This is a genomic window from Cognatishimia sp. MH4019 (assembly GCF_020177595.1).
Taxonomy (GTDB): domain Bacteria; phylum Pseudomonadota; class Alphaproteobacteria; order Rhodobacterales; family Rhodobacteraceae; genus JAHTBL01.
In genome coordinates this window covers 165,001-178,244 of sequence record NZ_JAHTBL010000004.1, presented here as the reverse complement: position 1 = coordinate 178,244, position 13,244 = coordinate 165,001, and the positions used below count along the sequence as shown (strand labels likewise).

The following is a 13,244-nucleotide window of genomic DNA, read 5'->3' as shown; positions in this document are numbered from 1 at the left end:
CGCCCCAGATCATATTTTGTTTGGTTGAGAATATGCAGGAAAGCGGAAATTTTGTCTAGAATTCCCCATCGCGTTGGAATGATTTAGACAGCATAAAACGCGAAAGCGAGGCAGGCGTGGCACGGTCCAACATGAAATCCAGAGCGGGAACGCTTCCGGACAAGCATATCAGTCCGCATGGCACCGTCATGGCCGTGTCGATGATGAAGGACGAAGGGCCGTTCGTTCTGGAATGGATCGCCCATCACATGGCAGTCGGGTTCACCGATTTGCTGGTCTACACCAACGATTGCAGCGATGGCACCGATGACATGCTGATCCGGCTGGAAGAGCTGGGGCTGGCTTATCACCGGCGCAACGATATCCCCGAAGGGATCAAACCGCAGCCATCGGCCTTGAAATACGCGCAGGTTGAGCCGCTGACGGCCAAGGCCGATTGGCTATTGGTCTTTGATGCGGATGAGTTTTTGTGCATCAAACATGGCGACGGGTCGCTGGACGGTCTGATTGACGGGATCAAGGCGGAGGGTGGCAACGGGATGGTCATCACCTGGCGCATCTTCGGGTCGGGCGGCGTGCATGACTGGTCGCGCGATCCGGTGACCGAACAGTATCTCTATGCAGCCCCGCCGATGTGGAACAAGGGCTGGGGCGTGAAGACGTTGTTTCAGTTTGACCCGGACGTGTGGAAGCTGGGCATCCACCGCCCCAAGATGAAGAACAAGGTGCTGGACACAGAGTTTCCCGACAGAGTGAAGTGGCTCAATGGCTCTGGCCGCCCGATGGAGGATTACTTCAAATTCCGCGGCTGGCGGTCGATCGTGCGCACGGTTGGTTATGACTGGGCGCAGATGAACCACTATGCGGTAAAGGGCATCGACAGCTACGCGATGCGCAAATTCCGTGGCAACGTGAATAACAAGAAAGACAAGTATAACGACGCCTACTGGTCGCTTCAGGACCGCAATGAGGTGCGTGATGACACGATGCTTCGTTATTCCGAGCGGCGACGCGAGATTTTCGAGGGGCTGCTGAGCGACCCTGAGTTGAACCGCCTGCACCATGCGGCCTTGGAAATGGCCGAGGCGAAGTTGAACACGTTCAAAGGCACGCCGGAATATGAAGAGTTCGTCGCCAATCTTAAGACAGCCAGTGCCGCACCGATCACGCAGGTAGAGGCCAAACCGCCAAAAGCCCGCGACAAGGAAAAGATCGCGGCATTGATGTCGGATGTAGAAAAACGGGCAACCTCCAAGCCGAAAGAGCAAAAGAAAAAGCCGGTGGAGCAGCAGGAGGTTCTGCCCGTCGACGTTTATGTGCGCGGGGAGGTTGATATGTCGGCCACTCCACCGATGGAATGGTTTGCCAACCACTCGGTCCAGTTGCCGGCCGATCCGCGATTGTTCACGCCGCCTGCGCTGATCCAAATCTCTGAAGGGAAGTTCGAGCGCCCCCTGGCGCGCAATGTGCCGAAATGGGTGCAAGCGGGGGGGACGTATCTGGATTACGGCGCGGCTTCTGGGTTTGTCGGCACTCATATCGCGCAGGAGCGGGCGGATGTGACCGTGGTTTTGCAGGAACGCTGTGCCGAATTACGGACGTTCATTCGCGGGCTTTGGGCGCAAAACGGTGTCGCTGAGTCCGCGCGCGTGCAGTTGGCTGAGGATGTGTCGCTTGGCGATTTGCTCAAGCAGCATCAGCCTGATGTGCTGGCGCTGGGCGATCCTGAGATGACAGCGGACGCTTTGCAGGACGCGTTCGCCGTTTCAAAAAGCCCGCAGATCGTTTTGCTGATGGGGCGGCTTTGGGCGGATCGCGTCGGCGAACTGAAAGCCTTTGAGGCTGTCTTTGCGGCCGAGAAATATGTCGAGCGGCTGCAAATCTCGCCACTGGTTGCGGCAGGCTATCGCAAGGCGTCCACGGCGGTGTGACCGCCGCGCCATAGCGTTCGCCTCACCATCATCATGAAAGAAATTCGGTTGCCGCGAATCGCATCATCTGCGACATGAAACATGTGAACAGTTTGGTCGGGAGAGAGCTTTCCCAGCCGCCGAAGGAGCAACCGCCCCGGTAAACTCTCAGGCAAAAGGACCGGCCCGGCTGCAACACTCCGAAGAGCCGCCTCGAAAGGGCGCACCGAAGGAGCAAGCCTTGTGCGACAGGTGTCGCATCTGGTGAATCTCTCAGGTTCAAGACGGAGGGGGCATGGCCTGTTGGCTTGAGTAACAGACATGACCCATATTGCTATTCTGGGAGCCGGTATCACCGGTGTCACAACCGCTTTTCAACTGCAGCAGCGTGGCTTCGACGTCACCGTTTTTGACCGCAACCGCTATCCGGCGATGGAAACGAGCTTTGCCAACGGCGGGCAGCTTTCCGCGTCGAACGCGGAAGTGTGGAACACGTGGTCGACCGTCTTCAAAGGCCTGAAATGGCTGGCGAAATCGGATGCCCCTTTGTCGGTGAACCCCACGCCCACCTGGCACAAAGCCTCGTGGATGGCCGAGTTTCTGGCGGCGATCCCGCGCTATCGCAGCAACACTGTGAAAACCGCGTCCATGGCCGTTGCCTCGCGCCGGATCATGTTTGAGATGGCCGAACAGGCGGGCGTGGATTTTGACCATTTGCCTGCGGGTATCCTGCATTTCTACAAGTCGCAGAAAGACCTGACCCATGCACGCCGCGTCACGCAGATGCTGGCCGAAGGCGGGCTGGAGCGGCGCGAGTTGAGTGCGGCTGAAACGCTTGAGAAAGAGCCGACATTGCGCGGCGATGTCATTGGCGGCTTCTGGACCGACAGCGATAGCACCGGCGATATCCATAAGTTCACAGTGGGTCTGGCCCGATGGCTTGAGGCGCAAGGGGTCACATTCGCGCTGGGCCATGAGGTGCGCGACGTGAAGGCGGACAAGACTGTTGTCACGATCACCACCGACGGGGTGCAGCAGCGCTTTGACGGTGTGGTTGTTTGTGCAGGCGTCGGCAGCCGGAAATTCGCGAAAATGGCGGGCGACCGGGTGAATGTCTATCCGGTGAAGGGCTACTCGATCACGGTTAACCTTGATGATGCGCAATCGCAGGCCGCCGCCCCGATGGTCTCTTTGCTGGATGATCAGGCCAAGATCGTAACCTCGCGGCTGGGCCAAAACCGTTTCCGCATCGCTGGCACAGCAGAGTTTAACGGCGAAAACCGCGATATCCGTGCCGACCGGATCGCGCCGCTGACGAAATGGTGCGAAGTGCATTTCCCGGATGTGAACACCGAAAGCGTGGTGCCATGGGCCGGCTTGCGTCCGATGATGCCCAACATGATGCCGCGTTTGGGGCGGATCGGACAGAACCGGGTGTTTTACAACACCGGTCACGGCCACCTTGGCTGGACGCTTTCTGCGGTGACTGCGGACATCGTGGCGGGCCGTGTTTCCGAGGCGTTTTCAGAGACGTCTGCCCCTGTCTCGGGCGGGTTTCGTCTTAAAAACGCCTGAAATCGGCTTATATGAGGGGGTAACGAGGCATAAATTCCGAGGGACCCCCTTATGAACATCGAGCAGATTTTATTGAACTTTCTGGGTGAGAACCTGTTTTTGCTGGTTCTCGCCGCCTTCATCATCGTCTGTATCGTTCTGGGCGTGCGTATTGTGCCGCAGTCCGAGCAGTTCGTGGTGGAACGCTTTGGCCGCCTGAAATCGGTTCTGGGGCCGGGCATCAACTTTATCGTCCCGTTTCTGGACCGGGTGGCGCATAAAATCTCGATCCTTGAGCGGCAGTTGCCAAACGCCAGCCAAGACGCGATCACCGTCGACAACGTGCTGGTGCAGGTCGAAACCAGCGTGTTTTATCGCATCACCGAGCCTGAGCGCACGGTTTACCGTATCCGCGATGTGGATGCCGCCATTGCCACAACCGTGGCCGGTATCGTGCGCGCCGAGATCGGTAAAATGGAGCTGGACGAGGTGCAATCGAACCGTTCGCAACTGATTACGCAAATCAAGGCACTGGTTGAGGATGCGGTGGATGACTGGGGCATCGAGGTGACGCGTGCCGAAATTCTCGATGTGAACCTCGATCAGGCGACCCGCGATGCGATGATGCAGCAGTTGAACGCAGAACGCGCGCGTCGTGCCGAAGTGACGAAAGCCGAAGGGAACAAACGCTCGGTCGAGTTGGCGGCGGACGCCGAGCTTTATGCCGCTGAGCAAACCGCCAAAGCACGCCGGATTGAAGCCGAGGCGGAGGCTTATGCGACCCAGGTCGTGGCTGCGGCGATTGCGGAGAACGGCTTGGAAGCGGCGCAATATCAGGTGGCGCTGAAACAGGTCGAGTCGCTGAATGCGCTGGGGGGCAGCCAAGGCTCCAACACGATTGTGCTACCCGCCAACGCGATCGAAGCGTTCGGCAATGCGTTCAATATGCTGAAAGGACGTGGCTGATGGATTTGGTTTTTGAATGGTGGGTCTGGGCGGTTGCCGCTCTTGTGCTGGGTATCCTTGAGATCCTTGCCCCCGCTTTTGTCCTTCTGGGCTTCGCCATTGGTGCGGGTGTCATCGCGGTCCTGTTGCTGATCGGTGGCCCTGCGCTTGTGGGCGGGTCCATCGCGATGGCGCTTGTGATCTTCGCATCCGTCTCACTGATTGCGTGGCTGGTGTTGCGCAAGGTCTTTGCGCTGAAAACTGGTCAGGTGAAGACATTCGATACGGATATCAATCAGGGCTGATCCCGAAAAAGCCGTGCAATGTCTCGCCTTTGACCAGCCAGGCAATGGCGAAGGCGCCAATCGCAACTGTCTCCAGCCAGAACACGATGTTGATGGCGTCGAGTTGAGTGTCCAGTGCGGAGCCGTCATCGACCAGCAGAAAGGCTGTTGCCAAGCCGCCAAGGGCGGCCAAGATCGTAATTCCGCACCACCGATATACGGCGTTCGCGCGGCGCTTTTCAAAGTCGGGCTTGGTGCCCGGCGCCGAGCGGGTGAACAGAACCAGACAAAACACTGCGATAGCCAGAAAGAACGCCGCCGCCCCTGCGTAATGAAGGTTCGAGGCAGCGAAACCGGTCACTAAGCACGCAACCGTTTCGCAGTCGATCTGCGTGTCGATGGGCGTCGGGAACAAGGCCGTGACAATCGCGCCTATCCCCGCAACCTGAGAGACCCAGCGATCCGAGATGACCTCTCCGGGTTCGGGGGGGTAGCCTTTATAGGCAAAAAGAAAAACGCCAATCGCGAAAAGCGTGCCGACGAATACATCGCCCATGCCGGTGTAGTAAAACGCGCTGACTGAATCCTCGATCTGGCCGTTGATCGCAAGGCCGTAGCCGATCAGCACAGCGGGCAAGGCCAGCCCCAGATAGCCCAGTGCCTTGCGCACCGTCAAAAAGGAAAGAACGAGGGCGTTATTGGCTTTGGCATCTGTCATGGCGATCTCTTTCATTAAGGCGCGCGGAGCATAAGGACAGATTATAAAGAAAACCTGATTGCACCGCGCGCGCCTTGGTCCGAACCCGGCGGCACCGTCTGAAAAAAGCGGTGCCGCGCGGGCGGAGTGCGGAGCGCTTCGAACATGAGGGAGGCATGTTTCATGGGCCGGGAGAAGTCGCGAGAGCCTCCGCAAAGGTATGACTCGTAGCCTTGCGCTGGGACGGCGACAGGCCTTTCGAGATGATTGTTGTTTAGCAGAAAGGGGCGCGTCTCCCGAAGCGTTGGGGCGAAGTGCCCATGCGCTTTGACGGAGAATTCACGAAATGTGCGGTTGGTTCAGGGTAATTCGGCCAGAACGGCCTCGGCGGCGGATTTGGGGCTGGAGGCCTGCCAGATCGGGCGTCCGACCACGATGTGATCCGCGCCATCGGTGATGGCCTGTGCAGGGGTCGCAACGCGCTTTTGATCGCCAAGGGCGGCACCTGCCGGGCGCACACCAGGCGTTACGATCAGCTTTCCCTTGGCTTCGGGCAAGGCCCGGATCAGGGCCGCTTCTTGTGGGGAGGCGATCAAACCGTCGGCCCCGGCATTCAGGGCATTGGCGGCACGTTCCAACACGAGGTCCTGCACATCACCGGGTTTCAGGCAGCTCGCATCTAGATCACTGCGGTCCAGCGATGTCAGGATCGTAACCGCAAGGATTTTCGTATCCTTGTTGCCTTTGCCGATCTGTGCCGCGCGGACCACATGGGGGTCACCATGAACTGTCAGGAAATCCAGATCGAATTGCGCAAGCCCGCGTACTGCAGCCTCGACCGTGGCGCCGATATCAAAGAGCTTCATGTCCAGAAAGATGCGCTTGCCGTGATCTTGTTTCAGCTCATTGGCCAGTGCCAGCCCGCCCGTGGTCAGCATGCCCAAGCCGATTTTGTAGAAGGATACGGCATCGTTCAGCACTTCGGCCAGTTGCAACCCCTCAATGGCTGTGGGGACATCAAGCGCAACAATGAGGCGGTCGTCGGACATAGGGAGGCTCCTGTGATCGGTGCCACTCCTATGGCCGCAAACGGTCCGCCTTCGCAAGTGGGATCAGGCGGCGCGGGCGAAGAGGCTGTCGAGCATGGTCTTGAGCGGCGCAAGATGCGCGCGCGGCACCGGCAGGCTTTCGCCATCGGCCAAAAGACGGGTCCGAAGCCCCGGCGTTTCTGAGCGATGTTGTTTATGTGCCCGCGCAATCATGCCTGCGCTGATCGTCTCAAAGGACGCATTCAGCGGGGCTTTCAGGCTGGCGGCATAGCGTGCGGTGACCGGGCCGTCGTGGATCGTGACGATCGCCTCGAACGCGGTCTCGACAGGGTTGTAGATCAGTTCGGAAATCTCTGTACGTTTACTGCTCATGTTGCACCTCTTTGGGTCCTGTTTGCTTTTATCTAAATGGGGCGGAACCTACGGATTAAACGGGGAAATCACGAATTTGTTCCCTGTGCGTGAAGATGCGTCTTGAAGCGGGCGGTATCGCCTCCCATTTATTTGACAAGGTCCTTGCTGGGGTATGCCGCGAAGTCGGGTGCGCCAAATCCGGGACGCTTAAAAAAGGAGAGAGCTTATGAACTTGGAGAAGTTCACCGAGCGGTCGCGCGGCTTTATTCAGGCCGCCCAGACGATCGCCATGCGGGACAGTCATCAACGGATGACGCCCGAACACCTGTTGAAAGCATTGATGGATGACGATCAGGGGCTTGCAAGCAACCTGATCAAACGGGCTGGCGGTGCGCCTGAGCGTGTGCTGGAAGCCGTCGATCTTGCCTTGGCCAAGATGCCAAAGGTGACGGGGGATGCGGGCCAGACCTATCTGGACCAATCCACCGCCAAAGTGCTGGCCCAGGCCGAAAAGATCGCAAAGAAAGCGGGCGATAGTTTCGTGCCGGTCGAGCGGATGCTGATGGCGCTGGCATTGGTCAAATCCAAAGCGCGCGAGGCGTTGGAGGCGGGGGCCGTTTCGGCGCAGTCCTTGAATGAAGCGATCAACGATATTCGCAAAGGGCGCACAGCGGATACGGCCTCGGCCGAGGAAGGCTATGACGCGCTGAAGAAATATGCGCAGGATCTGACCGCGCGGGCCGAGGAAGGCCGGATCGACCCGATCATCGGGCGCGACGAGGAAATTCGCCGGACGATGCAGGTGCTGTCGCGCCGCACCAAGAACAACCCTGTTCTGATCGGTGAGCCGGGCGTTGGTAAGACCGCGATTGCCGAAGGCTTGGCCTTGCGCATCATCAACGGTGACGTGCCTGAATCTTTGCGCAACAAGCGCCTCATGGCTCTGGATATGGGCGCGCTGATTGCCGGTGCGAAATACCGGGGCGAGTTTGAGGAGCGTTTGAAAGCGATCCTGTCCGAAGTCACGGCCGCCGCGGGCGAAATCATTCTGTTCATTGACGAGATGCACACGCTTGTCGGTGCGGGCAAAACCGATGGCGCGATGGATGCGTCGAACCTGCTGAAACCTGCGCTTGCGCGGGGCGAGTTGCATTGCGTTGGCGCGACCACGCTGGATGAGTACCGCAAATATGTCGAAAAAGACGCGGCTTTGGCGCGACGCTTCCAACCTGTGATGGTGGAGGAGCCGACGGTCGAGGACACGATCTCGATCCTGCGGGGCATCAAGGAGAAATACGAGCTGCACCACGGCGTGCGGATTTCCGACAGCGCGTTGGTTGCGGCATCAACTTTGAGCCACCGCTACATCACTGATCGGTTCCTGCCCGATAAGGCGATTGATCTGGTTGATGAAGCCGCGTCGCGATTGCGGATGGAGGTCGACAGCAAACCCGAAGAACTGGACGCGCTGGACCGTGAGATCTTGCAAAAGCAGATCGAAGCGGAAGCGTTGCGGCTTGAGGATGATGCGGCCTCCAAGGATCGGCTTGAGACGTTGGAGAAAGACTTGTCTGACCTTCAAGAGCGCTCAAGCGAGATGACCGCCCAATGGCAATCCGAGCGCGACAAGCTGGCGTCTGCGCGCGATTTGAAAGAACAGTTGGACCGTGCGCGGGCCGAGCTGGATATCGCCAAGCGCGAAAGCAATCTGGCAAAGGCCGGTGAGTTGTCATACGGCGTGATCCCCGAGCTTGAGAAGAAGCTGGAAACGGCGGAGGACCAAGGCGATGAGGTCATGGTCGAAGAGGCCGTGCGGCCGGAACAGATCGCCAGCGTTGTGGAGCGGTGGACGGGTATTCCGACCGCCAAGATGCTGGAAGGCGAGCGCGAAAAGCTGCTGCGCATGGAAGAGCAGATCGGCAATCGTGTGATCGGTCAAAGTCAGGCTGTGACGGCTGTGGCCAATGCCGTGCGCCGTGCACGCGCGGGGCTGAATGACGAGAACCGACCGTTGGGCTCATTCCTGTTTCTTGGGCCAACCGGCGTCGGTAAGACCGAGCTGACAAAGGCTGTCGCAGAGTTTCTGTTTGATGATGACAGCGCGATGGTGCGCATTGATATGTCGGAGTTCATGGAGAAACACGCGGTTGCGCGTCTGATCGGCGCCCCTCCGGGCTATGTGGGCTATGATGAAGGGGGCGTGCTGACCGAAGCTGTGCGGCGGCGTCCGTATCAGGTCGTCTTGTTTGACGAGGTCGAGAAAGCGCACCCGGATGTGTTCAACGTGCTGTTGCAAGTGCTGGATGATGGCGTGCTGACCGATGGTCAGGGCCGCACGGTGGACTTCAAGCAGACGCTGATCGTGTTGACATCCAACCTTGGGGCGCAAAGCCTGAGCCAATTGCCCGATGGCGCGGATCCCAGCGGTGCCCGGCGTGATGTGATGGACGCCGTCCGCGCACATTTCCGGCCAGAGTTCCTGAACCGTCTGGATGAGACGATCATCTTTGATCGCCTTGCCCGCGAAGACATGGCGGGGATCGTGGATATTCAGTTGCAACGGCTTACCTCTCGCTTGGCGGGGCGCAAGATTACGTTGGAGCTTGAGGAAAGTGCCAAGGTCTGGATGGCCGAGGAGGGCTATGACCCGGTTTTCGGTGCCCGTCCGCTCAAGCGTGTGATCCAGCGTGCTTTGCAGAACCCGTTGGCAGAAATGCTGTTGTCTGGGGATGTAAAAGATGGCGATACCGTGACCGTATCCGCCGGAGCAGATGGATTGCTGATCGGCGACCGTGTTGCGTCGAGCAACCGACAGCCACCCGAGGATGCCGTGGTTCATTAACGGCACTCGTTTGTGAGTACCGTTCAAGCGCCAGGTGATTTGAAAAATCACCGAAAGCGGTCGTCTTGTAAGGTGTTGCGCCGCGTCGCCCGGCGGGGGCTCTGCCCCCGCACCCCCGGGATATTTGAAAAAAGCGAAATGAAAAAAGGCCCCGGAGCGCTGTGCTTCGGGGCCTTTGCAATGTGCGTTGCGTCGCTGGAGCTTAGCTCTCCGGCGGCAGGATCACGCTGTCGATGACGTGGATCACGCCGTTCGATGCTTCGATGTCAGCCGTCACAACGGAGGCGTCCTGCACCGTGACGCCATCTTCGGTCATGATGGTCACGGCGGCACCGTTCAAGGTTTCGGCTTCCATACCATTGCTCAGGTCGGTCGACATGACTTTTCCGGGCACGACGTGATAGGTGAGGATCGCGGTCAGCTGATCCTTGTTCTCGGGCTCGAGAAGAGACTCAACAGTCCCTTCGGGCAGCGCTGCAAATGCTTCATCGGTGGGGGCGAAAACGGTGAAAGGGCCTTCGCCTTTGAGCGTGTCGACCAGCTCGGCTGCGGTGGCTGCGGCGAGAAGTGTCTCGAACGAGCCTGCGCCAGCGGCGGTATCCACGATGTCTTTCTTCATGGAGCCGGCCCAGGCAGGGGCGGCGATCATGGTGGCGGCTGTCAGTGCGACGAAAGTTCTGCGTAGCATCAATTAGTCTCCTAAGAAAAAGCGCAGGTCCATCCCGCGCTGATGAGTGAGAGTTAGAGAGCCGTTTGCGAAAGAAAATGCGCAAAACCTTGCCATTTGCGGAAAGCTGTACCTTGTCATGGCAGTCGGTTCCCCTAAGCAGGGGCGTTTTTCGATTTCCAATAAAAAATAGTTGAGGATCTGTGAGCCTGCTTGTGCTGACGTACCGCCTTGCCCAAGGTTCATCAGCACTCAGGAGGATAAAACGATGATGAGTTGGGCTGGATATCTGTTGGAAGCTCTGGCGGTGGCTTTTGTCGCTGTAATCGGGGTCGTCACTTTGGTGGCGCTTGTCTTGTTTATCATCGACCGCACCCAGACCGAAGATGCGATCCGGCGCAACTATCCGGTGCTTGGACGCTTTCGGGGGTTGTTCAGCACATTGGGCGAATTTTTCCGCCAGTATTTCTTTGCGATGGATCGCGAGGAATTGCCGTTCAATCGTGCACAACGCGAATGGGTCAAGCGCGCGGGCGAAGGGCATGGGAATACGGTGGCGTTTGGATCGACGCGCAACCTGAGCGTTGTCGGCACGCCCTTATTTGTGAACGCTGCGTTTCCACCGCTCGACGATCAGTTCGCCTCGACCGAGCCGGTGGTGATTGGCGCAGGTACGCGGATGCCCTATACCGCTATGTCCATCTTCAATCTCTCGGGCATGTCCTATGGCGCCATCTCAAAACCTGCTGTTCAGGCTTTGAGCCGGGGCTGCAAAGAGGCGGGTGTCTGGATGAATACAGGCGAGGGTGGGCTCTCTCCGTTTCATCTGGAAGGCGGCTGCGACATCGTTTTTCAGATTGGCACCGCCAAATACGGCGTGCGTGACGACGACGGAAATCTGGATGACAGCAAGCTGCGCGAGGTTGCAGCGCATACTCAGGTGCGGATGTTTGAGATTAAGCTCGCCCAAGGGGCCAAGCCTGGCAAAGGTGGGATTCTTCCCGGCGAGAAGATCACGCCAGAGATTGCCAAGATCCGCGGGATTGCGCAGGGGGCGGACAGTATTTCTCCGAACCGTCATGCGGAGGTGGATGATTGGGAAGACCTTCTCGATTTCATCGCCCATGTGCGCGAGGTCACGGGTAAACCTGTCGGGATCAAAACGGTTGTTGGGGCGGAAGAGCCGTTCCGCGACTTATTTATGGCCATCAAGGCGCGGGGTGATGACAGCGCGCCTGACTTTATTACGCTGGATGGGGGCGAGGGTGGCACAGGGGCCGCACCGATGCCGTTGATTGATCTGGTCGGGATGCCAATCCGCGAGGGACTGCCCCTGGTCGCGAACCTGCGCGATGAGTTCGGACTGAAAGACCGCATCCGACTTGTCGCGTCTGGCAAGTTGGTAAACCCCGGCGATATCGCTTGGGCCATGGCGGCGGGGGCGGATTTTGTGACCAGCGCGCGCGGCTTCATGTTTGCGCTTGGCTGCATTCAGGCTTTGAAGTGCAACAAGAACACATGCCCCACGGGTATCACCACCCATGACCCGCGTTTTCAGAAGGGTCTGGTTGTTGAGGAGAAATACAAGCGCGTCGCGCGCTATGCCAAGGAAATCACCAAAGAGGTCGAGACGATTGCTCATTCTGTCGGCGTGGCCGAACCTCGCCTGATGCGCCGCCGCCATGTGCGGCTGGTTCAACCCAATGGCCGTTCCGTCCCGATGAACGAGATTTATCCAAGTTACAGTGCGACCACAGCTTCGTGAGGACAGTTGGTTTGGCTTGGTTTTGACACACTCTTATCTATGAGTGAGCAAAACAAAGGAACGGACCCAATGGCTGGACGCTGGAAGAACGACCTTACGTATAATGATGTGACGCCCGAAGCGGTGTTTCTGAACCGGCGTCAGTTGATCGCTGGTGCGGCTGCGGCTGGGGTGGCGGGCACAATTGCCAGTCCCGCGATGGCGGAAGAGCTTGTTCCGAACAGTTTTGAAGACATCACCAATTACTGCAACTTCTATGAATTCGGCACCGGCAAGGATGATCCTGCGCGTTACGCGAGTGCGCTGACCACCCAGCCGTGGTCGATCGAGATCGACGGCATGGTCGACAACCCCGGCACCTATTCGTTCGAGCAGGTGATGGACGGCATGACCGTCGAAGAACGCATCTACCGTTTCCGCTGTGTCGAGGCATGGTCGATGGTCGTGCCGTGGAACGGTTTTGAACTGGCTGATCTGCTGGAAAAGGTCGGCGTGCAGTCTGGCGCCAAATATGTTGCGTTCGAAACCGCCTATCGCCCTGACGAGATGCGTGGCGTCGCGTTCCCCGTTCTGGATTGGCCCTACCGCGAAGGTCTGCGCCTGGACGAGGCAATGCACCCGCTGACCATGGTGGCCACTGGTCTGTACGGCAAACCGATGCCCAACCAGAATGGCGCGCCCATTCGTTTGGTGGTTCCGTGGAAGTATGGCTTCAAGTCGATCAAGTCGATTGTGCGGATCACGCTGACCGATGAAGAACCCTTTGCCAGCTGGAACCAGGCCAACCCGCGCGAATATGGCTTCTATAGTAATGTGAACCCGAACGTGGATCACCCGCGCTGGTCGCAAGCGACGGAGCGTGTGATCGGTGGGGGCCTGTTTGCCAAGCGTCAGCCGACGCTGATGTTCAACGGGTATGAAGACGAGGTCGCGTCCCTTTACGAGGGCATGGATCTGACGACGTTCATTTGACCCTGACCGACACCATAAACGGAGCCGCGCGCCGGCTCCCAGCGTGGCCTATATATATAGTAGGGCTGATCCCGGCGGGTGGGCTGTTCTATTTGGGCCTGACGGGCGGGCTTGGGCCTGAGCCTGTGAAGGTGTTGGAACACGAATACGGGCTCATCGCGCTGCAACTGCTTTTGGCGGGGCTCGTCATTTCACCTTTGCGGAA

At 58.5% G+C, this 13,244-nt stretch carries 12 protein-coding genes and 1 riboswitch (1 of these 13 running past the window's edge); of the genes, 8 read left to right on the top strand and 4 right to left on the bottom strand.

What is annotated here, in order from left to right; translation table 11 throughout:
- Positions 1–116 precede the first annotated feature (116 nt).
- From KUW67_RS08985 to KUW67_RS08970, 4 genes are all read left to right on the top strand, one after another.
- Complete coding sequence (locus KUW67_RS08985; protein ID WP_224824956.1) at positions 117–1,931, top strand: glycosyltransferase family 2 protein; 1,815 nt, start codon at positions 117–119, stop codon at positions 1,929–1,931.
- An 87-nt stretch (positions 1,932–2,018) separates the two neighbouring features.
- A riboswitch (glycine riboswitch) is annotated at positions 2,019–2,104 on the top strand.
- Between the two features lie 127 nt (positions 2,105–2,231).
- On the top strand, positions 2,232–3,485 hold the full coding sequence (locus KUW67_RS08980) for a D-amino acid dehydrogenase (RefSeq protein WP_224824955.1): 1,254 nt from the start codon (positions 2,232–2,234) through the stop codon (positions 3,483–3,485).
- A 51-nt stretch (positions 3,486–3,536) separates the two neighbouring features.
- The gene (locus tag KUW67_RS08975; RefSeq protein ID WP_224824954.1) at positions 3,537–4,430 is read left to right on the top strand and encodes an SPFH domain-containing protein; all 894 of its coding nucleotides are present in this window, start codon (positions 3,537–3,539) and stop codon (positions 4,428–4,430) included.
- Complete coding sequence (locus tag KUW67_RS08970) at positions 4,430–4,714, top strand: NfeD family protein (protein WP_224824953.1); 285 nt, start codon at positions 4,430–4,432, stop codon at positions 4,712–4,714. The genes KUW67_RS08975 and KUW67_RS08970 overlap by 1 nt, the downstream gene beginning before the upstream one ends.
- On the opposite strand, the gene KUW67_RS08965 is transcribed toward KUW67_RS08970, so the two are convergent.
- From KUW67_RS08965 to KUW67_RS08955, 3 genes are all read right to left on the bottom strand, one after another.
- A complete protein-coding gene (locus tag KUW67_RS08965) occupies positions 4,701–5,411 on the bottom strand; it encodes a hypothetical protein (RefSeq protein ID WP_224824952.1) in 711 nt (236 codons plus the stop codon). The two genes, KUW67_RS08970 and KUW67_RS08965, sit on opposite strands and share 14 nt — an antisense overlap.
- 338 nt (positions 5,412–5,749) lie before the next feature.
- Positions 5,750–6,439 carry an orotidine-5'-phosphate decarboxylase gene (pyrF, locus tag KUW67_RS08960; RefSeq protein WP_224824951.1) on the bottom strand — a complete coding sequence of 230 codons (690 nt, stop codon included), beginning with the start codon at positions 6,437–6,439 and terminating at the stop codon, positions 5,750–5,752.
- 63 nt (positions 6,440–6,502) lie between these two features.
- A complete protein-coding gene (locus tag KUW67_RS08955) occupies positions 6,503–6,811 on the bottom strand; it encodes a hypothetical protein (protein ID WP_224824950.1) in 309 nt (102 codons plus the stop codon).
- A gap of 208 nt (positions 6,812–7,019) precedes the next feature.
- Here KUW67_RS08955 and clpB point away from each other — a divergent pair, with 208 nt between their 5' ends.
- Entirely contained in the window at positions 7,020–9,635 is a 2,616-nt protein-coding gene (clpB, locus tag KUW67_RS08950) for an ATP-dependent chaperone ClpB (protein ID WP_224824949.1), read from the top strand.
- A gap of 202 nt (positions 9,636–9,837) precedes the next feature.
- Here clpB and KUW67_RS08945 read toward each other — a convergent pair whose 3' ends face one another.
- Positions 9,838–10,323 (bottom strand): fasciclin domain-containing protein, encoded by a 486-nt coding sequence (locus KUW67_RS08945; protein ID WP_224824948.1) that lies wholly within the window; start codon positions 10,321–10,323, stop codon positions 9,838–9,840.
- Between the two features lie 250 nt (positions 10,324–10,573).
- Between KUW67_RS08945 and KUW67_RS08940 the strand changes: the two genes are divergently transcribed.
- The 3 genes from KUW67_RS08940 to msrQ all read left to right on the top strand — a co-directional run.
- Complete coding sequence (locus KUW67_RS08940) at positions 10,574–12,067, top strand: FMN-binding glutamate synthase family protein (RefSeq protein WP_224825145.1); 1,494 nt, start codon at positions 10,574–10,576, stop codon at positions 12,065–12,067.
- A gap of 69 nt (positions 12,068–12,136) precedes the next feature.
- A complete protein-coding gene (gene msrP / locus KUW67_RS08935; protein ID WP_224824947.1) occupies positions 12,137–13,039 on the top strand; it encodes a protein-methionine-sulfoxide reductase catalytic subunit MsrP in 903 nt (300 codons plus the stop codon).
- Positions 13,036–13,244: the 5' portion of a protein-methionine-sulfoxide reductase heme-binding subunit MsrQ gene (gene msrQ, locus KUW67_RS08930; protein WP_224824946.1), read on the top strand. Its footprint extends 406 nt past the window's final position; the window shows 209 of its 615 coding nt (coding positions 1–209); it begins with the start codon at positions 13,036–13,038; its stop codon lies beyond the right edge, outside the window. The genes msrP and msrQ overlap by 4 nt, the downstream gene beginning before the upstream one ends.

Coding starts and splice junctions, on each gene's coding strand:
- KUW67_RS08980 (WP_224824955.1), top strand. CDS start 2,232: ATGACCCATATTGCTATTCTGGGAGCCGGTATCACCGGTGTCACAACC.
- KUW67_RS08975 (WP_224824954.1), top strand. CDS start 3,537: ATGAACATCGAGCAGATTTTATTGAACTTTCTGGGTGAGAACCTGTTT.
- KUW67_RS08970 (WP_224824953.1), top strand. CDS start 4,430: ATGGATTTGGTTTTTGAATGGTGGGTCTGGGCGGTTGCCGCTCTTGTG.
- KUW67_RS08965 (WP_224824952.1), bottom strand. CDS start 5,411: ATGACAGATGCCAAAGCCAATAACGCCCTCGTTCTTTCCTTTTTGACG.
- pyrF (WP_224824951.1), bottom strand. CDS start 6,439: ATGTCCGACGACCGCCTCATTGTTGCGCTTGATGTCCCCACAGCCATT.
- KUW67_RS08955 (WP_224824950.1), bottom strand. CDS start 6,811: ATGAGCAGTAAACGTACAGAGATTTCCGAACTGATCTACAACCCTGTC.
- clpB (WP_224824949.1), top strand. CDS start 7,020: ATGAACTTGGAGAAGTTCACCGAGCGGTCGCGCGGCTTTATTCAGGCC.
- KUW67_RS08945 (WP_224824948.1), bottom strand. CDS start 10,323: ATGCTACGCAGAACTTTCGTCGCACTGACAGCCGCCACCATGATCGCC.
- KUW67_RS08940 (WP_224825145.1), top strand. CDS start 10,574: ATGAGTTGGGCTGGATATCTGTTGGAAGCTCTGGCGGTGGCTTTTGTC.
- msrP (WP_224824947.1), top strand. CDS start 12,137: ATGGCTGGACGCTGGAAGAACGACCTTACGTATAATGATGTGACGCCC.